Origin of the sequence: Dermacoccus sp. PE3, from assembly GCF_001021715.1 — a bacterium.
GTDB lineage: Bacteria > Actinomycetota > Actinomycetes > Actinomycetales > Dermatophilaceae > Dermacoccus > Dermacoccus abyssi.
The window spans coordinates 343393-369368 of sequence record NZ_LDCM01000002.1 but is presented as its reverse complement, the minus strand read 5'-3'; the positions used below and the strand labels follow the sequence as shown (position 1 = coordinate 369368).

Genomic DNA, 25976 nt, shown 5'->3' with positions numbered 1-25976 from the left:
ACCCGCATCACCCCCGCCCATCACGAGGTGCTCCATGCCCAACGTCGCCGCGTCCATCTGGACACACGCTTCCCGCAACCCTGACCGTCCCGCCGTCCGAAGCCTCGAGAAGAGCTGGTCCTACGAGGAGCTTCGCTCCCACGTCGCTGAGTGGGCCGGCGCCTTGCGTGAGGCCGGCCTCGAGCGCGGCGACCGCGTTGTCCTCATCGCGCCGTCGGTGCCCGAGTTCGCTGCCGTGTACTACGGCGCCCAGGCCGCTGGCATCATCGTCGTGACGCTCAACGTCATATCGACTCCGGCCGAGATCCGTTATGTCCTCGACGATTCCGGCGCCCGACTCGTCGTCGCCTGGCATGGCGCCTCCACAGCCGCTGAACGGGCAGGTGCCGAGGCCGGCATCGAGGTGCGACGCCTCGAACCCGACGCTCCGGTCACCTGCAAGACGCCCCTCGGGGAGGCTCTCGAGCGCGACGCCTCCGAGACAGCGGTGCTGCTCTACACCTCGGGCACCACCGGCAAGCCCAAGGGCGTCCAGCTCACCGTCTCGAACCTGCTCGAGACGGCCGAGATCTTCATTCGCCAGCTCGAACTGGAGCCGACGGATGCCTTCGGCACCGGCCTGCCGCTGTTCCACGTCTTCGGTCAGTGCATCTGCATGAACACGATCCTCGTCGGCGGTGCGAGTCTCTCCCTGCTGAGCCCGTTCGAACCGCAGGCCATGGTCCGCATGATCCGCGACCACGAACTGACGATCGTCGCGGGCGTTCCGACGATGTGGAACTACCTCCTGCACGTCGCCGGCGACTCCGGCCCCGCTGACTTCGCCAATCTCCGCCTGGCTGCCTCCGGCGGCGCGAGCCTGCCGGTGGAGGTCATCCGCGCGTTCGAGACCCGCTTCGGCTGCACGATCCTCGAGGGGTACGGCCTCACGGAGACCACAGGCGCGGCGACGTACCACTCCCCCTTCATCGAGCAGCGCGTCGGCACGACGGGTATCGCTCTGCCAGGTGGCGCGGTCGAGGTGCGCGGCGCTGACGGGCAGCCCGTCGCCCTGGACGAGGTCGGCGAGGTCTTCATCACCGGCCCCATGGTGATGAAGGGGTACTGGAACCGCCCCGAGGCCACCGAGGCAGACCTCGTCGACGGGTGGTTCCGCACCGGAGACCTCGGCGCGCTCGACGCCGACGGGTATCTGCGCATCGTCGATCGCGCGAAGGACCTCATCATTCGTGGCGGCTACAACGTCTACCCCCGCGAGGTCGAGGAGGTGCTCTACGAGCACCCGGACGTCGTCGAGACGGCCGTCGTCGGCATCCCCGACGACACATACGGCGAGGAGGTCGGGGCCGTCGTCGTGCTGCGACCTGACGCGTACCCCGACCCGGAGGCGTTGCGCGCGTGGCTCAAGGAACGGCTTTCCGCGTACAAGGTGCCGCACCTGTACCGGTTCGCGGACGAACTGCCCAAGGGCGCGACGGGAAAGATCCTCAAGCGCGCCATCGAGTGGACCCACGACGAGGAGAAGAACGATGACTGACGTCCAGACCGTCAAGGGGGTCGTCGACTCCGGCGACCTCGGTGCGACGCTCGTCCACGAGCACGTCTTCGTGCTCGGCGAGGAGTACCGCGTCAACTACAGCGAGTGGGACGAGGACGCCCGCGTCGCCGATGCGTCCCGCCAGTTGCAGGAGCTCAAAGAGCTCGGCATCGACACGATCCTCGACCCGACCGTGCTCGGGCTCGGGCGCTACATCCCGCGCATCCAGAAGGTGGCCGAGGGAACCGACCTCAACATCGTCGTCGCGACGGGCGTCTACACCTACGACGACGTGCCGTTCCAGTTCCACTACACGGGCCCGAAGACCCTCTTCGGCGGTCCGGAGCCGATGACCGAACTGTTCCTCAAGGACCTGCGCGAGGGCATCGCCGACACGGGCGTGCGCGCTGCGTTCCTCAAGTGCGCCATCGAGGAGAAGGGCCTGACGCCCGGTGTCGAGCGCGTCATGCGGGCGGTCGGCGCGGCGAGTGCCGAGACGTCGGCTCCGGTCACCGTGCACACCCACGCGGGCAGCGAATCCGGACTCGTGGCGCAGCGTGTGCTCGCCGAGGAGGGCGTCGACCTCGGTCGCGTCGTCATCGGCCACAGCGGCGACTCGACCGACCTCGATTACCTGTGCAAGCTCGCCGACGCCGGAAGCTACCTCGGCATGGACCGCTTCGGCATCGACGTTCTCCTGCCGTTCGAGCAGCGCGTCGACACGATCGTCGAGCTGTGCCGTCGCGGTTACGCCGAGAAGGTCGTCATCGCCCACGACGCGTCGTGCCTCATCGACTGGTTCCCCGAGGGACTCATCCCCCAGGCCCAACCGAACTGGAACTTCCGGCACATCAGCGAGGACGTGCTCCCTGCGCTGCGCGAGCGCGGCGTGAGCGACGCGGACATCCACACGATCCTGGTGGACAATCCGCGTCGCTACTTCGAGTAAGTTGGCCGTCGTTCGGCGGGCGAAGGTCAGTTCGCCGAGGACGTCATGGAGTCGGAGCTCTTCATGTCCTTCTTCATGTCGCTCTTCATCTCGGTGCTCGTCGGCATGTTCGACGACGAGTTGCCGGAGCCCTGGCCGTCGTTGTTGCAGGCGGCAACGCCGAACACGGCGCAGGCGGACAGGGTGATGGCGGCAAGGCGCTTCATGATGGTTCCTTCTCTCTCGCAAACGGTGTGCATGAGGCATTCGGCCCTCTCACCCGAATGGATGGGAGACGGGGTGTGGCCTACCTCACACCGACCGAGACGGTGTGCCATCCCGAGGCGCCGTCGGGCGTCACCTCGGCTTCCTGCGATGTCTGCACCTTGCCGTCGGCGTACCGGCAACGGGCCTTGATCGTGTGCTGCCCCTTGGGCGCGTCCCAGGACAGCCACCACTGCCGCCAGTAGTCGATACCGACATTCGGGCCGAGCTTCGCCGTCTGCCATTCGCCGTCGTCGATCTGCACCTCGACCCCGACGATGCCCTGGTGCTGGGCCCACGCGACGCCGCCGATCGCCACGCGTCCGGCGTCGATGGTGCGGCCGGCGCGGGGTGTGTCGATGCGCGTCGAGGGCTTGATCGGACCCTTCTCGCTCCAGCCGCGGTCGGTCCAGTACGCGCGGTGCTCGGCGTAGGTGGTGACCGTCAGCTTCGTCACCCACTTCGTCGCCCCGACGTAGCCGTAGAGGCCCGGCGTCACGAGACGCGCGGGGAAACCGTGCTCGCGCGGCAGCGGCTCCCCGTTCATCCCGACGGTTAGGAGAGCCTGACGGTTCTTGTCCTGGAAGGCCTCGATCGGCGTCGAGCAGGTCCACCCGTCGTCGGAGACGGAGAGCACCTGGTCGGCGCCGCTGCGCGGACGCGCCTTGGCGAGCAGGTCGCGCACCGGGACGCCGAGCCAGCGGGCGCCGCCCGCGTACTCGCCGCCCACCTCGTTGCTCACGCAGGTGAGGGTGACGTCGGCCTCGACGAGCGGCATGGCGAGGATGTCGTCGTAGGTGAACTCGAGTTCCTTCTCGACGTCGCCGTCGATGACGAGTCGCCACCCGCCCGCGTCGACGTTGGGCACGACGAGCGCGGTGTCGATGCGATAGAAGTTCGAATTCGGGGTGACGAGCGGCGTCACTCCCCTCACGGTGCGCTCCAGCCCGGCCGGCATGGCGGGCAGCGAGTGGCTCGGGCGCGGCAGGGCGCGCACCATCTGCGTCACCTGCGAGCCGATCTTCTGTCCCATGCCCGCGGCCACGGCTCCGAGCCCGGCAAGGGCTCCCGCGCTCAGCATCGTCCGGCGCGTCACGTCACCGGAGGCCACGCCAGGCGCGATGTTCGACGAACCGGACGCCGACGACATCACCGCCACGAAGCTTCCTACCCCGACGAAGGCCGTCGCGAGCGACGGGATGACGGCGAAGACTCCCCCGCCCGGCCGGGCCCACGCGGCAAGGCCGGCGAGCGCGACGAGGACACCGAGCAGCGCAACGCCGCGCACGAGCCGCGTCCGAGCGAGCAGCCCCGCGAGCGCGCCGAGCAGGCCGGTGACCACCGCCACGGAAGCGAGCAGGACGGGTTTGTTAGCGGTGCCGAAGGTCGCCACGGCGAAGTTCTTCAGCCACGTCGGAGCCGCATCGACAACGGCCGAACCGACCGCGAACGGCGGCGAAGAGCTCGGCCCCGTGATCGCCGCGACGAGGTGTCCTGCCCCCGCGCCAGCGATCGTCGAAGCCAGGCCGACGAACGCTGCTTGCCCCTTGCCGAGGTGCGCGGCCGTCACAGCTGCACCGAACCCAGCATCTTCGAGGTCGGCTGGGCCGAACCGCCGGCCGGTTCCATCGACACGGCGACCTCGCGGGCGGTGCCGGCGTCACCGTGCAACGGCATGGCGATGAGCCCGTCCTTCTCCGGCTCGGGCAGCAGGCCACCGGAGACCATCTTCCCGGAGGAGTCCTTGACCCACATCTGGTACGCCATGCCGTCCGGGGCGCGCCCCATCGTCGTCGACGTGACGACGGCCTTGTCCATACCCATCGAACGGGTGACGGTGATCTTGTGCTCGCCCATGTCGATGACCGACTCACGGGCGTCGTCGGCGTGCATGACCTCCGCGACTGGTGCCGGCATGGAGCCGGCGTCGTCGCTCGCGATCCGTACCCCGGCCACCGCGATGACGATGGCTGCGGCGGCAGCACCGAGCCACAGAATTGCTCGCCGGGCCGCGTGCGGCGTCTTCGCACGCTCCGCGGCGACGGGCACGACGGGTGGCAGCGGACGGGTGCGAGCCACCTGAGCGAGGAGCTCGCTGCGCACGTGAGCAGGCGGTGTCATCTCGGGAGCGGGCAGCGTTGCCGCGGCTTCCTGGAGGGAGCGCACCTCGTCGCGCGCCTCGGGGTGATCGCGCAGGTAGGCCTCAACGGCCTCACGCTCCTCGGGCGTCACGGCGTCCACCGCGTACGCACCGATGAGTCCGTAGGCGTCGCCCGGTCGAACGTCGCGCTTCATCGTTCACCTCCCATGGTGTCGCGCAGGCGGATGAGTCCGTCGCGGATGCGTGTCTTCGCCGTTCCGAGCGGCAGGTCGAGCAGGGCGGCCACCTCGGTGTGGGTGTGTCCGCCGAAGTAGGCCAGTTCGAGCGCCTCGCGCTGAACCGGGGTGAGGGTCGCCATCGCGCGCCGCACGCGCTCGGCCTCGAGGCTGCTCACGACGGCTTCGCTCGTCGAGTCGAACGCGACCTCGCGCTGTTCGACGGCGTAGCGCCCTTCCCGGGCGCTCGCCGTCTCGGCGTGACGCACCCGGTCGACGGCCCGCCGGTGCGCGATCGTCATCATCCAGGACATGGCGGACGCCTGCTTCGCGTCGCAGCGAGCCGAGTGGCGCCAGATGTCGAGGTAGGTCTCCTGGAGAACCTCCTCGGACTGCGCCGGGTCGCGCAGCACGCGCACGATGAGACCGAAGACGCGGGCACTCGTGTCGTCGTACAGCTGCGCGAACGCGGTGTCATCACCTCGCGCGCAACGTTGGACGAGTTCCTCAGCACGCGTCGGAGCACCTGACGGATCCGGCACAGGAGCGAGCGACGCGGCACGGGCCGCACGCGCGGATGACGTGAACCGCACTCACTCCCCCTGCTGACGTTGGTTGTTCCTCATGCCCGGCGTTCGAAGCCCAGCTGCGATCGGATGGGTCGGACCGCGCACATTCTTCCGAAGCGCCGTCCCGGTCGGCCTTCACCCGAGAAAGTCGACAACGCCGTCGGCCCGGCTCCCTGAAGGGAACCGGGCCGACGGTGTTCAGCTACCTGCTGTAACCGCGTCACGCACTCTTGACGATGTTGCGCAGCACGTACTGCAGGATGCCGTCGTTGCGGTAGTAGTCGGCTTCGCCGGGGGTGTCGATGCGGACGACCGCGTCGAACTCCACCGTCTCGCCGCCGTCCTTCGTGGCGACAACCTTGACCGTCTTCGGCGTCGTGCCCTCGTTGAGGGCCTCGATGCCGGTGATCTCGAAGGTCTCCGTGCCGTCCAGACCCAGGTCGTCAGCCGTCTTACCGGCCGGGAACTGCATCGGCAGGATGCCCATGCCGATGAGGTTGGAACGGTGGATGCGCTCGAACGACTCGGCGATGACGGCCTTGACGCCCAGCAGACGCGTACCCTTCGCAGCCCAGTCACGCGACGAGCCCGAACCGTACTCCTTGCCGGCGAGCACGACGAGCGGCGTACCGGCCTCGGCGTAGTTCATCGCGGCGTCGTAGATCGTGTTCTGCTCACCGTTGTTAGTGAAGTCGCGCGTGAAGCCACCCTCTACGCCGTCGAGGAGCTGGTTCTTCAGGCGGATGTTCGCGAACGTACCGCGCACCATGACCTCGTGGTTACCGCGGCGCGAACCGTAGGAGTTGAAGTCCTTGCGGTCGACGCCGTGCTCGGCGAGGTACTTGCCCGCGGGGCTGTCGGCCTTGATGTTGCCGGCCGGGGAGATGTGGTCGGTGGTGACCGAGTCGCCCAGCTTGGCGAGCACGCGAGCGCCCTTGATGTCGGTGACCGGGGTCAGCTCCATCTTCATGCCCTCGAAGTACGGGGGCTTGCGAACGTACGTGGACTGGTCGTCCCAGTCGAACGTGCCACCGGCCGGGGTCTCGAGACCCTGCCAGCGCTCGTCACCGGCGAAGACGTCCTTGTACTGCTCGAGGAACATGTCGCGGTTGATCGAGGAGGCGATCGTCGAGTCGACGTCCTGCGCGCTCGGCCAGATGTCCTTGAGGAAGACGTCGTTGCCGTCCTTGTCCTGACCCAGGGCTTCGTTCTCGAAGTCGAAGTCCATCGTGCCGGCCAGCGCGTAGGCGATGACGAGCGGCGGGGAGGCCAGGTAGTTCATCTTCACGTCGGGGTTGATGCGACCCTCGAAGTTGCGGTTACCCGAAAGGACGGAGACGACGGCGAGGTCGTTCTCGTTGACCGCAGCGGAGACATCCTCCGGCAGCGGGCCGGAGTTACCGATGCAGGTGGTGCAGCCGTAACCGACGAGGTGGTAGCCGAGAGCCTCGAGCGCCGGCCACAGGCCCGCCTTCTCGTAGTACTCGGTGACGACCTTCGAGCCCGGGGCCATCGACGTCTTGACCCACGGCTTGACCTTGAGGCCCTTGTCGGCGGCGTTCTTCGCGAGAAGACCGGCCGCGAGCATGACCGACGGGTTCGAGGTGTTGGTGCAGCTCGTGATCGAGGCGATGGCGACATCACCGTGGTCGATCTCGAAACTGCCACCGTCACGGTTGACCGTGGTCGGCTTGGAGGGGCGCTCGCTCTTGCCTGAGATCGGCGAGTTCGTCGGGGCCGAACGCGGGTCGGAGACCTGGTCGGCACTCGTGTTCACCGAGTCGGACGCCGGGAAGGTGCCCTCGAGCTCCTCGTCGACCGAGCTGTCCTCGATGCTGTTGCCGTTGACGACGTAGTTGTCGAGATCGGCGACGAACTGCTGCTTGGCCTCGGACAGCAGGATGCGGTCCTGCGGGCGCTTCGGGCCGGCGATCGACGGGACGACCGTCGACAGATCCAGCTCGAGCTCCTCGGAGAAGCGCAGCTCGACGCTCGGGTCGAGCCACATGCCCTGCTCCTTGGCGTACGCCTCGGCGAGGGCGACCTGCTCGTCGCTGCGGCCCGTGAGGCGCAGGTAGTCGAGCGTGACGTCGTCGATCGGGAAGATCGCACAGGTGGAGCCGAACTCGGGGCTCATGTTGCCGATCGTGGCGCGGTTCGCGAGCGGGATGGAGGCGACGCCCTCACCGTGGAACTCGACGAACTTGCCGACGACACCGTGCTCGCGCAGCATCTGCGTGATCGTGAGGACGACGTCCGTGGCGGTGACGCCCGAGGGGATCTCACCGGTGATCTTGAAGCCGACGACGCGCGGGATGAGCATCGAGACGGACTGGCCGAGCATCGCGGCCTCGGCCTCGATACCGCCGACGCCCCAACCGAGGACGCCGAGGCCGTTCTCCATCGTGGTGTGGCTGTCGGTACCGATGCAGGTGTCGGGGTAGGCCACGCCCTCGCGCTCCATGACGACGCGCGCCAGGTGCTCGATGTTGACCTGGTGGACGATGCCGGTGCCCGGGGGGACGACCTTGAAGTCGTCGAAGGCGCCCTGGCCCCAGCGCAGGAACTGGTAACGCTCGTTGTTGCGCTCGTACTCGAGCTCGACGTTCTTCTCGAACGCGTCGTTCGTGCCGAAGGCGTCGATCTGGACCGAGTGGTCGATGACGAGCTCGGCCGGCGAGAGCGGGTTGACCTTGTTGGTGTCACCGCCGAGTTCACCGGCGGCCTCACGCATCGTGGCGAGGTCGACGACACAGGGAACACCGGTGAAGTCCTGCATGATCACGCGCGCGGGCGTGAACTGGATCTCGGTGTCCGGGTCGGCCTTCTCGTTCCAGCCACCGAGAGCGGAGATCTGCTCCTTGGTGACGTTCGCGCCGTCTTCGGTGCGCAGCAGGTTCTCGAGGAGAACCTTGAGGCTGTACGGCAGGGTCTCGTGGCCCTCGACCGTGTTGATGCGGTAGATCTCGTAGCTGTTCGAGCCAACCTCAAGGGTGCCCTTTGCTCCGAAGCTGTCCGTGCTCTGACTCACGCCGACTCCTTCGTCTGTTGCCTGGGAGCGCGCCCCTCGGGCCCGCGTCCCGCGTCATTTATCTTGACGTCAAGATAACTTAATCACACGCTGGGAACGCCCCTCAGCAAAGGCAAACCTAACTTTGCCACCTGCCCTTGCCGAGGCCGTTCTCCTGCCTTGATCGTAGGTCGCCGAGCCCGTCATGTCGCCCCAGTGGGCGAGCCCGATGTCGACGATCTCAGGATGCGTTCGCCTCACCGCGGGGTCGCAGCACCGCGATGCACTCGACGTGCTGCGTCATGGGGAACGCGTCGAAGCCGCGAAGAGCGTCGACGTCGTAGCCGCGTTCGGCGAAGTAGCCGAGGTCACGCGCGAGCGCGGCCGGGTCGCACGCGACGTAGGTGACGACGCGGGGCGCGAGGTCGGCGATCGTCGCCACGACGTCGCGGCCCGCACCTGCACGGGGCGGGTCGAGGACGACGACGTCGGCGCCGGTTCCGAGGTTGGCCTTCGCCACGTCGGACGCAAGGAGGTCGACGTGGCGGGCTCCGCCCATGTTCGTGCGGGCGTACTCGATCGCCTCGGCATCCGCCTCGACGCCGAGCACCGAACCGCTCGGGCCCACGAGGTCGGCGAGGGCGCGCGTGAACAGGCCGACGCCGCAGTACAGGTCGACGGCCCGCTCCCCCTCCTGGGGGTCGGTGGCGTCGAGGACGACGTCGAGGAACGTGGAGGCAGCCGCCGGGTGCACCTGCCAGAACCCACGGGCGCTGACGTCGAACTCGGCGCTGCCGTGGGCGGTGTCGACAATCTCGCGCACCGCGGGGGTCTTCTCGCCCTTGGGCTGCGGCAGCTCGATGCCGACGATGTCGCCGACGGAGGGGCGCACGAGGTCGAGGCCCGCGACCGAGGAGTCGAAGCGGTCACGCAGCGCCGCGGTGAAACCCTCGTCCGAGACGACACAGTCGTCGATCTCGACGAGCCGGTGTGAGCGGTGTTCGCGCAGGCCCGCAACACCGTCGTCGACGGCGAGTTCGAGGCGGGTGCGCCAGCGCAGCCCGTCGGGGTGGCCGGGCAGTTCCTCGACGGTGAAGTCGGGGGCCACCTCGTGGAGGTCGATCTTGGCGATGCGTTGCAGTTGCTCGCGCACCACCTGCGTCTTGAGCGCGCGCTGCGCGGGCAGGGCGACGTGCTGCCAGTCGCAGCCGCCACACATGCCGGGGCCGGAGAACGGGCACGGCGCGGGGACGCGATCGGGCGAGGCGTCGAGCACCTCGACGGCGTCGGCGCGAAGGAACTTCGACTCGCTCGTGCCCTCGGTGATCCGCGCGACGACGCGCTCGCCGGGCAGCGTGTGCCGCACGAAGACGACGCGGCCCTCGTGGCGGGCGACGCAGTGCCCGCCGTGCGCGACGCCCTCGACGGCGAGTTCCAGCCGTTCGCCCTCCATCGGGCGGCCCTTGCGGACCTTGCGACGGTTCATTCCAGAGCGGCGACCGGGTGCAGAACGTGACGTTGCCATGTCGTTCACCCTCCCCGGATGCCCCGGAACACGCAACGCAGCAGGGCCTCACCTTCGATAGGGTCACCTCGTGCACTACGTCATCATGGGCTGCGGCCGCGTCGGTTCCTCCCTCGCACGCACGCTCGAGGACACCGGCCACAGCGTCGCCATCGTCGACCGCGACGAATCCGCCTTCCGCCGCCTGCCGAGCTCGTTCCTCGGACGCCGCATCGTCGGGGTCGGCTTCGACCGCGAGACGCTCGTCGCCGCCGGCATCGAAGAGGCGTTCGCGTTCGCCGCCGTCTCCAGCGGTGACAACTCGAACATCCTCTCGGCCCGCGTGGCACGCGAGACGTACGGCGTCGAGCGCGTCGTCGCCCGCATCTACGACCCGGGCCGCGCCGAGATCTACCAGCGCCTCGGCATCCCCACGGTCGCCACCGTTCGCTGGACCGCCGACCAGGTGTTGCGGCGCATCGCGCCGCAGGAGAGCACCGCGGTGCACCACGATCAGTCGGGCACCCTGGCCATCCTCGAGATCCCCGTCCACACCGCGTGGATCGGGCACGCCTACGACGAACTCGAGCAGGTCACCGCCTCGCGCGTCGCGTACGTCTCGCGCCTGAGCACCGGCATCCTGCCCCGCGCCGGCCTCGTCCACCAGGAGGGCGACATCGTGCACTTCGTCGTCGAATCGGCCCGCCGGGAGCTCGTCGAGGCGTTGCTCTCGCAGGGCCCTCACACCGACCTCACGAACCCGCTCGCGCGCGAGCACTGAGAGGCACGTCATGCGCATCGTCGTCGTCGGGGCCGGAAGCGTCGGCCGATCCATCACCCGCGAACTGCTGAGCAACGAACACAGCCTGCTCGTCATCGACAAGTACGCCCGCGAGGAGCGCGTCAAGGCCATCCCGGACGCCACGTGGCTCCTCGCAGACGCGTGCGAGGTGGCCACGCTCGAGGAGGCACAGCTCGAGCACGCCGACGTCGTCGTCTGCGCCACGGGTGACGACAAGGTCAACCTCGTCGTCTCCCTGCTCGCGAAGACGGAGTTCGGCGTGCCGCGTACCGTGGCCCGCGTCAACAACCCGCGCAACGAGTGGATGTTCGACGAGGGCTGGGGCGTCGACGTCGCCGTCTCCACCCCGCGCCTCATGACGGCGCTCGTCGAGGAGGCCGTCAGCGTCGGCGACCTCGTGCGCCTCTTCGAGTTCCAGCAGGGCAAGGCCACGATGGTGGAGCTCACGCTCCCCCTCGACTCCCCCTACTGCGGCAGTAGCGTGGCCGATCTCGCCCTTCCGCCGGAGTGCGTGCTCGTCGGCATCATCCGCGACCAACTGCCGATGGCGCCGGTGCCCGAGGAGAGCCTCCAGGCACTCGACGAACTGCTCTTCCTCGCCACGCGTGACGCCGAGCGCACCCTCGCGGCGAAGCTCACGGGACGGCGTCGCGACGAGGTGCAGACGGTCCTGAGCGACCGCAACTTCTGAGGTCGCTCAGCACTGCGGGCGAGCGGCGTCAGGCGCCGTGCTCGCGCGCCTCGTGCTCGAGACGTTCGTGGCCTTCGCGGTCGTCGTGCAGTAGCGCGTCGTGGGTGTCCAGCGGGGTCTCACCGCGCAGGAGCAACAGCGCCATGAGGGCGAGGGCGGCGAGGTACAGCGGCCAACCGAGCGCGATCTTGGCGACGCCGAGAATCGTCACCTGGTCGGCCAGGTAGAGCGGCAGCATGACGGCCAGGCGCACGGCGAACAGGGCCGCGAACACCCACGTCAGGCGCGTGCAGACCTTCACCATGGCGCGGCTGCGCTGCCACGCGGTGGGGTCGTCCTTGAGGTTCGGGTCGCCGCCCGCGACGATGAAACCGACGAGCGGCCAGCGCACGACGATCGACGCAATGCTGATGGCGAGCATGACGCCCGCCTGGATGAGACCGGGCAGGAAGACGTCGGACGCATTGCCGGAACGCTTCGCGAGAAACGCAGCGAAGGCCGTGGCGAACGCCGCAGCGACGACGAACTTCACCGTCTGACGCTGCACGAGGCGCAGCACGAGCGCGACGGCGAGCACGACCGCCGCGGCAATGAGCGCTTGGTTGAGGTTCTTCGTCGCGGTCCACACCGCGACGAACGCGACCGTCGGCAATGCCGCCTCGAGCGATCCGCGCCACCCGCCGACCGCGACGGCGAGGCGCTCGCGGATGACGGCCTCGACCGTGTTCGCCGGGGGCTGGTGGTTCTCGGTCACTGGGATTCCTCGTTCTCGAGCAGGAGCTCGTAGGCGGGGTTGAAGATCGTGGGCCGGTTCTTCACGGTCGTCAGGAGCCCTTCGACGGCAAGCGCGGCGCCGACGTGAATACCGACGACCTCACGGCGACCGAGCATGACGAGCGACGCGGGCTGGACCGAGGTGTCGAACGGGTCGAGATCGACAACGAGGTCGGGCACACTCTCGGAGCGCGGCCTGACGGTGACCTCGCTGACGCGCCCTTCGATCCTCACCCGGCGTCGAGCAGGCGCGAGGGCGTAGCGGGAGGCCTCTCGTGCTCGCTGGGCCGCGGCCTCTTCCTCCCCCGACGGGCCGGGGAGGAAACGGGCGCGCAGCTTCGCGAGCATCTGCTCCATCAGCGCGTCTCGGTAATCTCCGGGCCACGCTCCAGCGGGCTGACGGCGGGATCGCTCTCACCGGCGGACTGCTCCTGCTCGCGCACCTGGGCGAGCAGCTCCGGCGGCAGGGTGAGTTCGAGCAGTTCGCGCGGCGCGCGTGCCTCACCGCCGCGTCGCACGACGACGGTGCGCACGAACTCCATGGCGCGCTCCGCGGCGTCGTCGTCGAGGGCCGCGTGGCCCGACAGCACGGCGCGCAGGAACCAGCGCGGGCCGTCGACGCCGATGAAGCGTGCCGGCGAGAAGGTGGTGCGGCCGTCGGGGCCCTGGCTGGGCATGCGCACGTGCAGCTCGGTGCCGAGGTCGCCGTCGACCTCGTCGGCCGTGCCGCCACCGGCGAGGATCGACTCGGCGATCTCGCGGCGGATGCCGTACCAGATGCCGCTCGTCTTGGGCGCGGCGAAAACCTGCAGCTGAACCGCAGAGGCACCGCCCTCACCGATGACGGCGGTCATGCCGGTGAGCACCTGCGTGCTCTCGTCGACGTCGAGGCGAAGCTCGACGTCCTCACCGGGCGCGAGCAGCAGCGCACCGAAGTCGATGCGATCGCCCTCGGGGGCGTCGTCGACGTCGAACGGGCCGTTGGAGAGGTCGACGTCCTCACGCGGGCGCAGGCGCGAACGGCGGCGGCGCTCCTCGGGGGTGAGCTCCTCGGACGTCACGTCCGCCGACTCGGTGGCCGTCTCGTCGGTGTCCTCGCTGAGGTCGACCTTCTCGTCGCCCTCGACCTGCGAGGCTGCGTCGTCCTTCTTACGTCGGAACATGGCCATGATCAGTCAGTCTCCTTCTCGGCGCGAGCCTGCGTGGCCGCGAATCCGCCGGTCGAACCGTGCCCACCGGCGCCACGCGACGAGTCGTCGAGGTCGTCGACGACGACGAACGTCGCCTTCTCCACCCGCTGCACGACGAGTTGCGCGATGCGGTCCCCCCTGGAGACGGTGAACGACTCGCGGCTGTCGGTGTTGACGAGGTTGACCTGGATCTCGCCTCGGTAGCCGGCGTCGACGACACCGGGCGCGTTGACGATGGTGATGCCGTGGCGAGCGGCCAACCCCGATCGGGGGTGGACGAAGCCGGCGTATCCCTCAGGAATCGCGACGGCGATACCCGTGGGAACGAGCGCGCGGTGACCGGGCGCGAGCGTCAGGCCGACCCGTGCCCGCAGATCCGCACCGGCGTCACCCGCGTGGGCGTACGTCGGCACCTCCAGCCCCGGATCGAGGCGTCGGATGGGGACGGTGAGATGTCCGTCGTCGTCGCTGCTCGGTGCGTTGTCCATGCCTTAGGCGCAGTCGCGGCAGACCGGAAGGCCGCCGTCCTCTTCAGCGAGCTGGCTGCGGTGGTGAACGAGGAAGCACTTGCTGCAGGTGAACTCGTCCTCCTGGCGCGGCAGAACGCGCACGGAGAGCTCCTCACCCGACAGATCGGCGCCGGGAAGCTCGAAGCCTTCGGCGTGCTCGGTCTCGTCGACGTCGACGCTGCTCGAGGACTTGTCGACCCGACGGGACTTCAGTTCCTCGATCGAGTCTTCGCTGACGTCGTCTTCGTTCTTGCGCGGGGCATCGTAGTCAGTTGCCATCAGTACTCTTTCTTCGATGAGTGTGCGGCGTCGCGCTTGTGGCGCTCACCGCTGATCCCCCGCTGCAACGCGCGGATGACCCGATTTGTGCCCGCATACTAGCGCGCCTCGGGGAAAAGGCAATCCGTGAGGTCGGCAAAGATGCCGGGAGCCGTCGCGATCGCCATCGCCTTGCCCATCTCGCCGCCCGGTGCGCCCCCGATCGCAGCGCGTGCTTCGGTGGCGATGACCTGCCCTGCGGCCTGGTCCCACGCGTTGATTCCGGACTCGTAGTAACCGTCGAGCCGGCCCGACGCGACGAAGCACAGGTCGAGTGCCGCGGACCCGCCGCGTCGGATGTCACGCACCTTGGGCAGCAGCTGCGCGACGGCAGCGCCCTGCTCTTCACGCTTGGCCGCTTCGTACCCGAAACCGGTGCCGACGAGAGCGAGCTCGAGACGCTCGCAGTCGCTGACGACGAGGGGTTCGCGTCGTCCGTCGGCCGTGACGAGGTGGGCACCCTGGCCGTGGGCCGCGGCGTAGGTCTCCCCCAGCAACGGTGCGCTGACGGCGCCCGCAACGGGCAGCCAGGCGCCCTCACGCGTCGTGTCGCCGATGCAGACAGCCACGGACACCGCGAAGAACGGGTGACCGTAGAGGTAGTTGACGGTGCCGTCGATGGGGTCGACGACCCACGTCAGACCCGAGGTGCCCTCGCTCGCGCCGCCCTCCTCACCGAGGATCGCGTCGTCGGGACGCTCGGCGTCGATGCGCTCGCGCAGCAACTGCTCGCTGCGCTGGTCCATGACGGTGACGACGTCGACCTCGCTCGACTTCGTCGCTTCGACCCCGAGGGAACGCGGGCGTTCCGTCACGACGAGGCGCGCGGCGTCGTCAGCCATGGCCGTCGCGAGATCGCGCAGACGAGTGAGCTCCTCGGCGTCCAGCCACTCGGGCAGGGCGAGCGGTGCGTCGGTGTCGCGTTCCATCGGGTTCTCCTTCGCAAAGGTGCGCTTTGACGGTACGACCTCAGTCGCGACCGCACAGAGCGGGCTTGGCGGCGCGCAGGTTCGGGCAGCAGCCCGGGGCGCAGATCGACGGCATGGCCTCGCCCGGCCACGCGGGGCACTCGGGCGACTCGTCACGGGCCTCGGCCGCGCGCTCCTCGACGAGGTCGACGAGGCCGTGCACGAACTCGTCGTCCGTGCCCACGGTCGGCACGCGGCGCATGACGAGCCCGAGGCGTTCGGCGGTTTCGGCGGCCTCGGTATCGAGGTCGTAGACGACCTCCACGTGGTCGGAGACGAAGCCGATCGGCGCGACGACGACGTGCGTCACGCCGCGCTCCGCGAGATGCTCGAGGTGGTCGTTGATGTCGGGCTCGAGCCACGGCTGCGACGGCGGGCCGGAACGCGAGCAGTAGACGAGCGCGCCCTCGAGGTCACGCGAGAGCGTTGCGTTCGCCTCCGAGAGGATGGCGGCGCCCAGCTCGTCGTGCTGCTGCCAGTAGAGGTTGCCGTCACCGTCGCCGGGGCCGGAGGTGTCGTCCATGCCGAGCGGAATCGAGTGCGTGACGAAGACGACCTGCACCTGCTCGTCGGGCACCCCGGCGAACTCACGCAGGGCGTCGGTGACGAGGCGGACGTTTGCCCGTGCGAAGGACGGGTGGGTGGCGAACTGGCGGATCTTGTCGATCTCGAAGCCCGTGAGGCCCTCGTCCTCGAGGGTGTTGACCGCGGCCGCGAGGTCCTCGCGGTACTGACGGCACGAGCTGTAGGAGGCGTACGCGCTCGTCGTCACGGTGACGATGCGGCGCATGCCCTCGCCGTGGGCGTCGCGCAGGGTGTCGGTGAGGAAGGGCTCGCTGTTGCGGTTGCCCCACAGGATCGGCGTCGTGATGTCACGACGGTCGAGTTCGGCGCGCAGCGCGGCGATGAGGGCCCGGTTCTGGTCGTTGATCGGGCTGCGCCCGCCGAGCTCCTCGTAGTGGTGGGCCACCTCGGCGAGACGCTCGTCGGGGATGCCGCGCCCGGCCGTCACGCGGCGCAGGAACGGCATGATCTCGTCGGGCTTCTCGGGTCCGCCGAACGACGCGAGCAGGACGGCGTCGTACGGTTCGAGCGGGTTGGCGTCGGTCATGACCGGTCTCCAGTTCGAAGGGGCTGAGGGGCATTGAGGTCGAGCACCACGGCGATCATGCGCAGGGCGAAGGCGACGAAGACGCAGCCCCAGAGCACGGGCACCGTGTAGTACGGCGTCTCGTGCGCGATGACGACGAGCGAACTGCCGAGCAGAGCCGGCACGACATAGAGCTCTCGGCGCAGCACCTCGGGCACCTGCCCGACGATGACGTCGCGCATGAGGCCGCCGCCGATGGCGGTGAGGACGCCGACGAAGATCGCCGTCGTCGCACCGGCGCCGTAGGCGAGGGCCTTGATCGAGCCTGCGACGCAGAACAGCGCGAGGCCGGCGGCGTCGAGGAGGCGCACGAGTCGAGCGATACGGCTCATCTCGGGGTGGAGCGTGAACGCACACAGGCCCGCGAGGACGCAGACGCCCATGAGGCGCCAGTCGCTGACGCCGACGGGCGGCGTTTGACCGATGAGCAGATCGCGCAGCACACCGCCGCCGAGTCCGGCCATTCCGGAGAGGATGACGACGCCGAGGATGTCGAGCCTCTTGCGTACGGCGACGAGCCCACCGGAGAGCGCGAAGACGAACACGCCGATGAGGTCGAGGAGGAGCTGCAGAGAGCCGCTTTGCGTGAGCACCATGGCAGCGACACGTTACCGCGGGCGGCGCGCCGTCCCTGCATCAGGCGGGCGATAATGGCACAGTAGCGGCTACACAACTGGTAACGGATGGAGTTGCGTCGTGCAGGAATTGCGTTTGATCGGGGTCTCGGAGGACGGCAGCGGCCTCCTTCTCGCCGACGACGACGGGGGTCGCTTCACCCTTCCCATCACCGACGAACTGCGCACCACGATCCGACGTGACCGCCGCGAGCCGGCGTCCGCCGACGGCCAGGCGAAGGCCGAGAACCCGCTGCGTCCGCGCGACGTGCAGGGCCTCATCCGCGGCGGGGTGCCGCTCGAGGAGATCGCCGAGCGTGCCGGGTGGACGCTCGAGAAGGTGCAGCGCTACGAAGGCCCGATCCGCGCCGAGCGCGACTACGTCTCCGGTCTGGCGCAGGGTGTTCAGCTGTACGGGCGCGGTGAGACGACGACGCTGCGTGAGCGCGCCGACCGTCGTCTCGCCGAGCGCGGCGTCGAGGCCGAGCGCGTCGTGTGGGACAGCTGGAAGAACGACGACGCCCACTGGACCGTCACCGTGCGCTTCCCCGCCGGTGGTCGCCAGCGTGAGGCCACGTGGCTGTTCGACCCGGTGAACCGCGCACTGCGCACCGTCGACGACGAGGCCCGTTGGCTCGGTGGCGACGAGATCGCCGCTGCTGACGAGGAGGCTCCCGAGCGTCAGAAGGCCGTCGCACGCAAGAAGGCCGGCGGCTCCGCTCGCGCCGCACGCCCTGCGTCCGTCTACGACGTCGAGGCCGAGGGCGGTCTCGACGACGCGCAGGCTCCCCACCTCGGTGCGACGCTCGGCTCAAGCGACGACGCCGGAAAGCCCGCCGACCTCACCGCCTCGATGCGTGCGCGCCAGGCGAGCCGCAGCCGGTCGAAGGGTTCGGGTCGCTCGAACGCGTCTCGCCCGACGGCGCTGCCGAACGTCACGAGCGGCTCCCCCGACGTCACGCGCGTCGAGCGTCTCGACCTCGGCACGACGCCTCCCCCGGCGCCGAGCCACCCGCGTCCGGAGGAACTGCACGCCGCCTCCGACAGCGACGCCGACAACGCGAACGCCGACAAGAACGATGACACCACGCGCCGCGCGACGGCCGGTGTGGCGGCGCTGCCGACGCGCAAGACGGCCGACGCGCCTTCGCCTGACGAGCCCGACGCCGATGGTCACGCTGCCGACGAGTCCGACGACGTGGCGGCGGAGAAGTCGACGTCGACGAGTTCGCGTCGCCGCAAGAGCCGCCGCTCGCGCGCCAACCTCGAGCAGGCTTCCGTGCGCGCGGCGTTGCACGACGACGACGCCGAGCAGGACGAGTCGCTCTTCGGCGAGCTGCCCGGCTTCCACGACGGTGGCGACGTGCACCAGCTGCACGACGTCGAGGACGACGCGCTCGACGAGGCCGACCTCGACGACGCGGACGACGTTGCCGAGGCCGACGTCGAGGACGCAGTCGACGACAGCGCTGAGACGAAGGCCGCAGGCTCCGCCGCCGATGACGAGGTCGTTCAGGCGGATTCGCTCTTCGACGAGGTCGATGAACCCGCTGAGGCTTCGGCTCCCGCGAAGAAGAGCACCCAGAAGCGCACCTCGGTGCCCGAGCGTGCGAACCAGTCGCGCAAGAGCAGCCGCCCGAGCGTTCCGAGCTGGGACGACATCATGTTCGGTGGCCGCGGCCCCAAGAAGTGACTTTCAGGGCTGAGCCTTTGCGCCAGACCTGACGGACAGGAGAACGCCCGACCTCGCGCCCCGTGCGCTGAGGTCGGGCGTTCGGCGTTCGCGTGGAGGTTTACCGAGCGGTGTCTGTCGGCGTGAAGGTTCGGTAGCTCGTCGTTGCGAGGCGTCAGCGGTCGCGGCGATCCCAGCCGTCGTCGCCATCCCACTGCGGCCGGTAGGACGACGATCGGCGCTCCTGCTCGGGCATGCGGCGCGTGCGATCGTCGCGCGGCTCCCCGGTGTTTCGGGAATCCGACGTCGGCACCGGAAGCGTCCGGCGGTTCTCCTGCCACGCGTCGTACGGGTCATATCCGCCGCGGGAACTGCCGCCGAACTCGTCGTACCGGTCGTCGTCCTGGTTGTACCGATCATCGTCGCGATAGCGCTCGCCTCGCGGGCTTTCTGCCGGTTCGTCGCGGTGCCAGCGCCGCGTGCGCGGAGTCGTCGGCAGGTCGTCAGGGGCTCGGGTGAAGGCGTCGTCCGAGGTCTCGGTCACGGTGTCGGCGAAGGCGCCACCACGTCGGGCGCCACGACCGTCATCGTCCTTGCCGTAGCCGCGACGTCGCGGCCACGTCGGTCCGCGCCCGGCGTTCCACAGCATGACGAGCACGGCCCACCCGACGAGGAGCACGGCGGCGGAGTACAGGCCGATCGTCGCGTCGGTCGGCACGACGCAGGCGTAGATGCCACCGATGACCCAGGCGAGCTGGAGCACCGTCTCGGAGCGCGCGAAGGCGCTCGTGCGCACGGCCTCGGCGAGGTGATCCTGGATGAGCGAGTCGACGGCGAGCTTGCCCAACTGCTGACCGAGACCGGCCACGAGGCCGACGACGATGGCCGTCACGAGGGTGAAGTGCACCGCACAGACCACCATGGCCACTGCGTCGGCCAACAGCGAGCCCACGACGACGGTGCGCGGCGCGAAGTTCTTGACGAGCGAACCGAGCACCGTACCGAGCGCGTTACCCAGCGCTGCGGCGCCGACGACGAGCGCCAGTAGTGTCGTGGCGCGATCCTCCCATCCAGGTAGCGGATGGGTCTTCATGAGGAAGGCCATGAACATCGTGAGGAAGCCGCTGATCCAGCGCAGACCGACGTTGGCGCGCAGCGCAGAGACGATGACGCTCGGCAGGCGCACCTGGGCGCGTCCGGAGCGCAGTGAGTCGGTGCGTTCGGAATCGATGTCAGGCGGCAACAGAATGGCGAGCACCGTGCCGACGACGAAGAGCAGGAACGCGGCACGGAAGGCCCACGTCGCGCCGAACAGGGCCGCGGCTCCACCGGCGAGCGGACCGCCGATCGTCGCTCCCGCCACGCCGGCGAGGCTCATGCGGCTGTTGGCCTTGACGAGCGTCATGCCGTACGGAAGCAGCCGTGGCGTGGCCGATGATCGAGTGACGAGGTAGGCCTTGCTCGAGACGAGGATGGCCAGGGCCGTAGGGAACTGCCAGGTGGAGCCCTTCTCGATGGCGTCGGCGAGCACCCAGCAGAGGAAGCCGCGCAGCGCGAGCGTGCCGCCCATGGCCCAGCGGCGCCCGTGCCGGTAGCGGTCGAGCAGCGGGCCGATGAGCGGCGCCACGATGGCGAAGGGCAGCATCGTGAGCACGAGGAACAGCGCGACGTGGTCCTTCGCCTCGCCGGGCTGCGCGGAGACGAACAGTGTGCCGGCGAGCCCGACCATGACGGCGGCATCGCCGGCGTTGGAGAGGGCGTGCACCTCGATGAGGCGCCCGAGGCCACTCTCCCCCGCGCCCTGGGCGTTGCTCGCCCGGCGGGCGGCGCGCAGCGTCGTCTTCGTGGCACCCGCGCTCAGGCGGTAGGCGCCGCGTGCTGCACGCCCGCCCATGACTCCGGCACTGCGCAGGCGTTCGGCGCGTCCACGGTGGGGCGCTGCCCCGACGCGCTCCCGCCGATCCTCTCGCTCGTGCCGTTCGTTCATCGCTCGCCTCAGCCGGCCGCGCCGCGGGAATGATCGGTGAAGGTCGAGGGCGGCACGGGGCACACGTCGAGGTCGAACGGCATCTGCTCGGCGCCGATGGCGCGGGCGGCGTGCGACGTCATGCGGCGCATGAAGTGACGACGGCACAGCACCTCGTACTCCACGAGCGGCGTCTCGGTCTGGTCACCGGTGTCACCGACGACGACCTGCTCGCCTTCGACGACCATGGTGCCGTCGACGACGCGGGCGTTGTGGGTGGCGCGCTTGCCGCACCAGCACAGCGCCTCGACCTGGAGCAGCTGCGTGCGGTCGGCGAGTTCGAACAGGCGCCGCGAGCCGGGGAACAGCTGCGTCTTGAAGTCCGCAGTGATGCCGAACGCGAAGACGTCGACGTCGAGTTCGTCGACGACGCGCGCGAGTTGGTCGATCTGCTCGGGCAGGTAGAACTGCACCTCGTCGGCGATGACGTAGTCGAGGCCCCCGAGCGTCACGCCCGCGGAGACGGCGAGATCCCACAGATCGACCTCGTTGCTCACCTCGATGGCCTCGTGACGCAGGCCGAGGCGCGAGGAGATGACGGCCTCACCGGCGCGGTCGTGCTGGGTCAGCACGATGCCGCGCTGCCCGCGGGCCGCGTGGTTGTGGTCCATCTGCAGCGCGAGGGTGGACTTACCGCAGTCCATCGTGCCGGTGAAGAAAACGAGCTCAGCCACGGGCAGTCACCTTAGCGCGGCGGGAGGTGGAGGAAGGGCACGTCGAGTTCCTGCGGCGTCATGGCGCCGTGCTGGCCGACGAGGGCGAGCACCTGCTGGCTCATGACCCGGGAGTCGACGTAGCCGCGGGCCGCACGCATCGACACGACGACGTCGCCGAAGCGTTCCGCCGTGCCGGCGTCGAGAGCGCCGACCCAGCCGAGGTCGCTCAGCTCCTCGCGGGTGAGCACGTGGCCGTCGCTGCCGACCTCCTTGCGCCAGGCGGCGAGGACGTCGTCGCGCGCGCCGGGCTCGACGTAGAGGTGCAGCGCGCGCATCTCGCCGCCAACGGTGCGCACGCCGTCGCGCAGGTAGGGGGTTTTGGCGATGTCGACGCGGGCGTCGAGCGGCACGTCGACCATGCCGTGGTCGGCCGTCAGCGTGAGGGACGTGCCGACCGGACGCTGGGAGGCGAGGCGCTCGAAACCGCGGTCGAACGCTTCGAGTTCGGCGGCCCACTGCGGCGAATCGATGCCGTGCACGTGGCCGGCCTTGTCGATCTCGCCCCAGTAGAGGTAGACGAGCCGGTGGCCACGCCGGACGGCGGCGAGCGCTGCGTCGATGCGGTCCTCGAGCGCCTCGGCGCCGTAGAACACCGCGCCGCGCAGGGCGGCGTTCGTCAGGCCGGAGCCTTCGAAGTAGTCCGGTCCAATCATCGCCGGGCGCAGGTCGGCCTGGTCGGCGCGTTCGAAGACGGTGGCGTTCGGCTGCCAGACGCGCGGCTCGGGGCCGCGCTGCCACGTCAGCTCGTTGAAGAGCATGCCGGTGGCCGGGTCGACGACCTGGTAACCCGCGAGGCCGTGGGCCCCCGGCGGCAGGCCGGTGCCGAACGTGCCCATGGAGGTGGCGGTCGTCGTCGGGAAGCCTGCGGCGAGCGTCTGGACGTGGTCGAGGTGCTCGTGGAGGAACGGCGCGTGTGCGCTGCGCTTGCGTAGGAGCCGCGCGCCGAGTCCGTCGGCGAGCACGACGATGCCCGCCTTCGCCTGCGGCAGCTTGCGTCCCTCCCCCTCGAACGCGGCGGGCGCGAGCGTGCGCGCAACCGACGGCAGAACGGACGCAAGGCCTTCGGTGTCGTACCGGGGTGCCTTCATGGAGTGGGCCCGGTCAGCGTCGGCCGACGACGGCCGACAGGGCGTTGGCGAAGCTCATGGCCTGGTTGAGGCTGCCTTCACCCTCGGCGTCAGCGGAGATACGCAGGCTGATGTCATCGCCGGTGATCGTGCCGTCGTAGCCGTGGTCGGCGTCGCACTGCGGGTCGCCGCACGTGGCGGGCAGCAGATCGACGCGGCTCACGGTCCCCCATCCAACGGTGAGCGTCACCTCGCGCCCGAGCGTGCCCGGGCGGTAGGTCTCGGCGTCGGCGACGACGTGCGTCAGCGTCACGCCGCGCACGAACGACAGCGCCACGGCCTCCGACGTCGCGGTGACGGCCGAGTGACCCGAGCCGTGCCCGTGGGTGCGCGGGTCGGCGTGATCGTCGGCGTGCGCGATGACGAGCTTGTGCGGCGTGAGCGCGAGAACCGTGATGTGGCGGTGGAATTCGTCCTGGTCGAACGTCGTCTCGAGGTGCACGAGGTGGTGACGCACCTCGTCACCGGCGAGCGCCGTGGTGACGACGTCGCTGACGAGAGCCGGGAAGTAACCGGCCTTCTCGATGTCGCGGACGAGGTCGGCGGGCAGGGTGGCAGACATGCGTGCCATCATCCCACCTTCGTCGCCCCCGGCGCGTGTCGGACGCCCGAACCTCACGTCATGGCCCGGCGCCCGGAATCCTGGCGCAGCGAGTGCGGCGCCAGAGTGATGCGGGCGCCCAGAACGTCGAGGCCGGTGGGGTTGGTGCTCACCGGGTTGAGTTCGAGGTGTGCGATCTCGGGGTTCTCGTCGGCGAGGATCGCGACGCGCGAGACGAGATCTTCGATGGCGGCGCGATCGGCGGCGGTGCCGTGGCTGCCGTCGAGCAGCGGCCACGCCTTGATGGAGCTGACGAGGTCGGAGACGTCGCTCGTTGTGAGCGGAGGGATGCGGTAGCCGACGTCGTCGAGCAGGTCGGTGGGCGGGCCGCTGACGGAGAACGTGACGACGGGGCCGAAGAGCGGGTCCTCCGAGCTCGTCACGACGCAGCCGATGCCCGGCGTCGCCATCGACTGGACGACGAACTGGTCGGCCCCGAACTGGGTGAGGCGTTCCTCGAGCGCTTCGAAGGCCTCGACGACGGCGAGCGGCGAGCGCAGGTCGGCGCGCAGGGAACTCGCCACCTGGTGGCGCACCTCCGGAGCGATCGACTTCACGACGACGGGGAAGCCGAGCTTCTCGGCTGCAGCGACGGCTTCCTTCGAGGTGCGCACCGGAATCGACTGCCACACGGAGATGCCGGCGAGACCGAGGAACTCGGCGACCTCGTCACCGGTGAGGTCGCGGCCCTCGGGCTGCTCGGTCATGACGCGGCGCACCATGGCGCGCACGCCCTTGCGGTCGATGCCCTCCGGCGCGAGGGGCTCACCGCGGTCGCGCTGGAGCCAGCCGGCGTAGTTCGTCACGGCGGCCAGGGCGCGGATCCCGTCCTCGGGCATGGGGTACGACGGCGTGACGACGCGCTCGCCGTCAGGGCTCGTGGCGGTGAGGGCCTCGGATGCACCGTGGATGCCGAGGAAGGTGGTGATGCACGGCTTGTCGTAGCAGGCGCTCACCTCTGCGACGGCGCGCGCCACCTCGGTGCCGCCGGAGATGAGCGGCGGGATGAAGGAGGCGATGACGGTGTCGACCGAGTCGTCCTCGAAGGCTGCGACGAGGGCGTCACGGAAGCTCTCGACATCAGCATCGGGCGCGAGGGCGACAGGGCCCCGCGTCACCTCGAGCTTCCAGCTCAGTGCGGCGTCACCGCAGAGCGCGCCGAGGGCGTCGGAGTTCGTCACAACGGCGACGCGGCGCCCCTTGGGCAGAGGCTGGTTGATGACGAGCTGGGCGACGTCGAACAGCTGGTGGACGTTGCCGACGCGGATGACGCCGCTCTGGCGCAGCATCTCGCGGAACGCGGCCGGGCTCGTGCGGGTCTCGCGGACGCGGTGGCCCGGGGGCACACCGAACGCCGAGACCTCGGGCTTGACGACGATGACGGGCTTGCGCAGCGCGAGCTGACGGGCGATGCGCGTGAACTTGCGCGGGTTACCGACCGACTCGAGGTAGAGGCCGACGGCGTGAGTTTCGTCGTCGTCGATCCAGTACTGCATGAGGTCGTTGCCGGAGACGTCGATGCGGTTGCCCGCGGACGCGAAGTCCGAAAGACCGAGGCCACGACGCCCGGCGCTGGCGAGAACCGCGATGCCGAGCGCGCCGCTCTGGGCGAAGAGGCCGAGGTGACCGGCGGGCGGCATCTCGTAGGCGATGGAGGCGTTGAGGCGCGTGTCGGCGCGGGTGTTGATGAGGCCGAAGCTGCTCGGGCCGACGACGCGCATGCCCTGGCTGCGCGCGAGGCTGAGCAGTTCGGCCTGACGCTCGGTGCCCTCGGCGGAGCCGGTCTCGGCGAACCCCGAGGAGACGACGAGCAGCGCCTTGACGCCGGCCGGGCCGCACTCGCGCACGACGTCGAGCACCTGCGCGGCAGGCACGGCGATGATCGCAAGATCGACGCGGCCCTCGATGTCGCCGAGGCTGCGCACGGTGCGGTAGCCGTCGATCTCCTCGACGCTGGGGTGGACGACGTCGACGCGACCGGTGAACCCACCCTCACGCAGGTTGGCGAGCACGCGCCCACCGACCGACGGGCCCTTGCTCGAGACGCCGATGACGGCGACGGACGACGGGTTGAGCAGGGCGCGCACCGACTGCGATTCGCTGCGCTGTTCGCGCGCGAGGCGCACGGCCTGCGACTTCTCGTTCGGTTCGATCTCGAACCGCACGGAGATGACGCCGTCGTCGAAGTTGCGCTTGACGTCGTAGCCGGCCTCGGTGAAGACCTGGATCATCTTGCGGTTCTGCGGCAGGACGTCGGCCACGAACTCGGCGACGCCGTTCTCGGCGCCGATGGCGGCGAGGTGTTCGAGCATGACGGAGCCGACGCCGCGGCCCTGGAAACTGTCGGCGATGTTGAACGCGACCTCCGCCGAGGGAGCATCCGGCCCACCGAGGCGGTCGTAGCGGCCGATGCCGATGATGTCGTCACCGACGAGACCGACGAGGGCAACGCGCTCGACGTGGTCGACGTGGGTGAAGCGCGTGACGTCACGGTCACTCAGGCGCTTGATGGGGGCGAAGAAGCGCAGGTAGATGGACTCTTCGCTCTGGGCAGCGTGAAAGCGGTGAAGGCGTTCCGCGTCGTCAGGGCCGATGGGGCGCACGTGGGCCACGGAGCCGTCACGCAGGACGACGTCGGCCTCCCACTCGCGCGGGTAATCGGCTGGCGCGGACTCCACCTCATCGCTCAT

Annotated in this window: 24 protein-coding genes; 5 read left to right on the top strand and 19 right to left on the bottom strand. The window is 69.5% G+C overall.

The genetic code is table 11. From position 1 onward, the window contains the following. Positions 1 to 34 precede the first annotated feature (34 nt). Complete coding sequence (locus AA983_RS07115; RefSeq protein WP_047311526.1) at positions 35 to 1537, top strand: long-chain fatty acid--CoA ligase; 1503 nt, start codon at positions 35 to 37, stop codon at positions 1535 to 1537. Further along, positions 1530 to 2486 (top strand): phosphotriesterase, encoded by a 957-nt coding sequence (locus tag AA983_RS07110; protein ID WP_047311525.1) that lies wholly within the window; start codon positions 1530 to 1532, stop codon positions 2484 to 2486. Before AA983_RS07115 ends, AA983_RS07110 begins: the two co-directional genes overlap by 8 nt. Before the next feature lie 26 nt (positions 2487 to 2512). On the opposite strand, the gene AA983_RS07105 is transcribed toward AA983_RS07110, so the two are convergent. The 6 genes from AA983_RS07105 to AA983_RS07080 all read right to left on the bottom strand — a co-directional run bounded on the left by AA983_RS07105 (position 2513) and on the right by AA983_RS07080 (position 10149). Next, positions 2513 to 2692 carry a hypothetical protein gene (locus AA983_RS07105; RefSeq protein WP_047311524.1) on the bottom strand — a complete coding sequence of 60 codons (180 nt, stop codon included), beginning with the start codon at positions 2690 to 2692 and terminating at the stop codon, positions 2513 to 2515. A gap of 80 nt (positions 2693 to 2772) precedes the next feature. Beyond that, a complete protein-coding gene (locus AA983_RS07100) occupies positions 2773 to 4299 on the bottom strand; it encodes a molybdopterin-dependent oxidoreductase (RefSeq protein WP_047311523.1) in 1527 nt (508 codons plus the stop codon). Further along, positions 4296 to 5024, bottom strand: coding sequence for an anti-sigma factor domain-containing protein (locus tag AA983_RS07095; protein WP_047311522.1), 729 nt, complete (start codon positions 5022 to 5024; stop codon positions 4296 to 4298). Before AA983_RS07095 ends, AA983_RS07100 begins: the two co-directional genes overlap by 4 nt. Then, positions 5021 to 5638 carry an ECF RNA polymerase sigma factor SigK gene (sigK, locus tag AA983_RS07090; RefSeq protein WP_369798768.1) on the bottom strand — a complete coding sequence of 206 codons (618 nt, stop codon included), beginning with the start codon at positions 5636 to 5638 and terminating at the stop codon, positions 5021 to 5023. The genes AA983_RS07095 and sigK overlap by 4 nt, the downstream gene beginning before the upstream one ends. A 196-nt stretch (positions 5639 to 5834) precedes the next feature. Continuing rightward, a complete protein-coding gene (acnA, locus tag AA983_RS07085; RefSeq protein ID WP_047311521.1) occupies positions 5835 to 8645 on the bottom strand; it encodes an aconitate hydratase AcnA in 2811 nt (936 codons plus the stop codon). Between the two features lie 220 nt (positions 8646 to 8865). Then, entirely contained in the window at positions 8866 to 10149 is a 1284-nt protein-coding gene (locus tag AA983_RS07080) for a class I SAM-dependent RNA methyltransferase (RefSeq protein WP_082128782.1), read from the bottom strand. A 70-nt stretch (positions 10150 to 10219) separates the two neighbouring features. Here AA983_RS07080 and AA983_RS07075 point away from each other — a divergent pair, with 70 nt between their 5' ends. Together AA983_RS07075 and AA983_RS07070 are read left to right on the top strand one after the other, a co-directional pair. Beyond that, the gene (locus tag AA983_RS07075; RefSeq protein ID WP_231579555.1) at positions 10220 to 10909 is read left to right on the top strand and encodes a TrkA family potassium uptake protein; all 690 of its coding nucleotides are present in this window, start codon (positions 10220 to 10222) and stop codon (positions 10907 to 10909) included. 10 nt (positions 10910 to 10919) lie between these two features. Next, on the top strand, positions 10920 to 11621 hold the full coding sequence (locus AA983_RS07070) for a TrkA family potassium uptake protein (protein ID WP_047311519.1): 702 nt from the start codon (positions 10920 to 10922) through the stop codon (positions 11619 to 11621). A gap of 28 nt (positions 11622 to 11649) precedes the next feature. Here AA983_RS07070 and AA983_RS07065 read toward each other — a convergent pair whose 3' ends face one another. From AA983_RS07065 to AA983_RS07030, 8 genes are all read right to left on the bottom strand, one after another. After that, on the bottom strand, positions 11650 to 12375 hold the full coding sequence (locus AA983_RS07065; protein WP_082128781.1) for a DUF3159 domain-containing protein: 726 nt from the start codon (positions 12373 to 12375) through the stop codon (positions 11650 to 11652). After that, positions 12372 to 12752, bottom strand: a complete 381-nt coding sequence (locus tag AA983_RS07060) for a hypothetical protein (protein WP_047311517.1) — start codon at positions 12750 to 12752, stop codon at positions 12372 to 12374. The genes AA983_RS07065 and AA983_RS07060 overlap by 4 nt, the downstream gene beginning before the upstream one ends. Further along, positions 12752 to 13564, bottom strand: a complete 813-nt coding sequence (locus AA983_RS07055; protein ID WP_047311516.1) for a DUF3710 domain-containing protein — start codon at positions 13562 to 13564, stop codon at positions 12752 to 12754. Before AA983_RS07055 ends, AA983_RS07060 begins: the two co-directional genes overlap by 1 nt. Positions 13565 to 13566: 2 nt before the next feature. Further along, the gene (gene dut / locus AA983_RS07050) at positions 13567 to 14073 is read right to left on the bottom strand and encodes a dUTP diphosphatase (RefSeq protein WP_047311515.1); all 507 of its coding nucleotides are present in this window, start codon (positions 14071 to 14073) and stop codon (positions 13567 to 13569) included. Between the two features lie 3 nt (positions 14074 to 14076). Continuing rightward, entirely contained in the window at positions 14077 to 14373 is a 297-nt protein-coding gene (locus AA983_RS07045; RefSeq protein ID WP_047311514.1) for a DUF4193 domain-containing protein, read from the bottom strand. Between the two features lie 98 nt (positions 14374 to 14471). Beyond that, positions 14472 to 15341, bottom strand: a complete 870-nt coding sequence (locus AA983_RS07040) for an inositol monophosphatase family protein (protein ID WP_047311513.1) — start codon at positions 15339 to 15341, stop codon at positions 14472 to 14474. 40 nt (positions 15342 to 15381) lie between these two features. Next, on the bottom strand, positions 15382 to 16491 hold the full coding sequence (locus tag AA983_RS07035; protein ID WP_047311512.1) for a ferrochelatase: 1110 nt from the start codon (positions 16489 to 16491) through the stop codon (positions 15382 to 15384). Next, positions 16488 to 17126, bottom strand: a complete 639-nt coding sequence (locus AA983_RS07030) for a trimeric intracellular cation channel family protein (protein ID WP_047311511.1) — start codon at positions 17124 to 17126, stop codon at positions 16488 to 16490. Before AA983_RS07030 ends, AA983_RS07035 begins: the two co-directional genes overlap by 4 nt. A 100-nt stretch (positions 17127 to 17226) precedes the next feature. Here AA983_RS07030 and sepH point away from each other — a divergent pair, with 100 nt between their 5' ends. After that, positions 17227 to 18837 (top strand): septation protein SepH, encoded by a 1611-nt coding sequence (gene sepH, locus AA983_RS14795; RefSeq protein ID WP_082128780.1) that lies wholly within the window; start codon positions 17227 to 17229, stop codon positions 18835 to 18837. Between the two features lie 154 nt (positions 18838 to 18991). On the opposite strand, the gene AA983_RS07020 is transcribed toward sepH, so the two are convergent. From AA983_RS07020 to AA983_RS07000, 5 genes are read right to left on the bottom strand one after another with little or no spacing between them, the layout of a single operon-like run. Beyond that, complete coding sequence (locus AA983_RS07020; protein WP_082128779.1) at positions 18992 to 20803, bottom strand: MFS transporter; 1812 nt, start codon at positions 20801 to 20803, stop codon at positions 18992 to 18994. Between the two features lie 8 nt (positions 20804 to 20811). After that, a complete protein-coding gene (locus AA983_RS07015; protein ID WP_047311510.1) occupies positions 20812 to 21516 on the bottom strand; it encodes a thymidine kinase in 705 nt (234 codons plus the stop codon). Positions 21517 to 21527: 11 nt separating this feature from the next. Continuing rightward, positions 21528 to 22646, bottom strand: a complete 1119-nt coding sequence (locus AA983_RS07010) for an alkaline phosphatase family protein (RefSeq protein ID WP_047311509.1) — start codon at positions 22644 to 22646, stop codon at positions 21528 to 21530. Positions 22647 to 22659: 13 nt separating this feature from the next. After that, positions 22660 to 23256 carry a DUF5998 family protein gene (locus tag AA983_RS07005; protein WP_047311718.1) on the bottom strand — a complete coding sequence of 199 codons (597 nt, stop codon included), beginning with the start codon at positions 23254 to 23256 and terminating at the stop codon, positions 22660 to 22662. 44 nt (positions 23257 to 23300) lie between these two features. Beyond that, positions 23301 to 25976 (bottom strand): GNAT family N-acetyltransferase, encoded by a 2676-nt coding sequence (locus AA983_RS07000; protein ID WP_047311508.1) that lies wholly within the window; start codon positions 25974 to 25976, stop codon positions 23301 to 23303.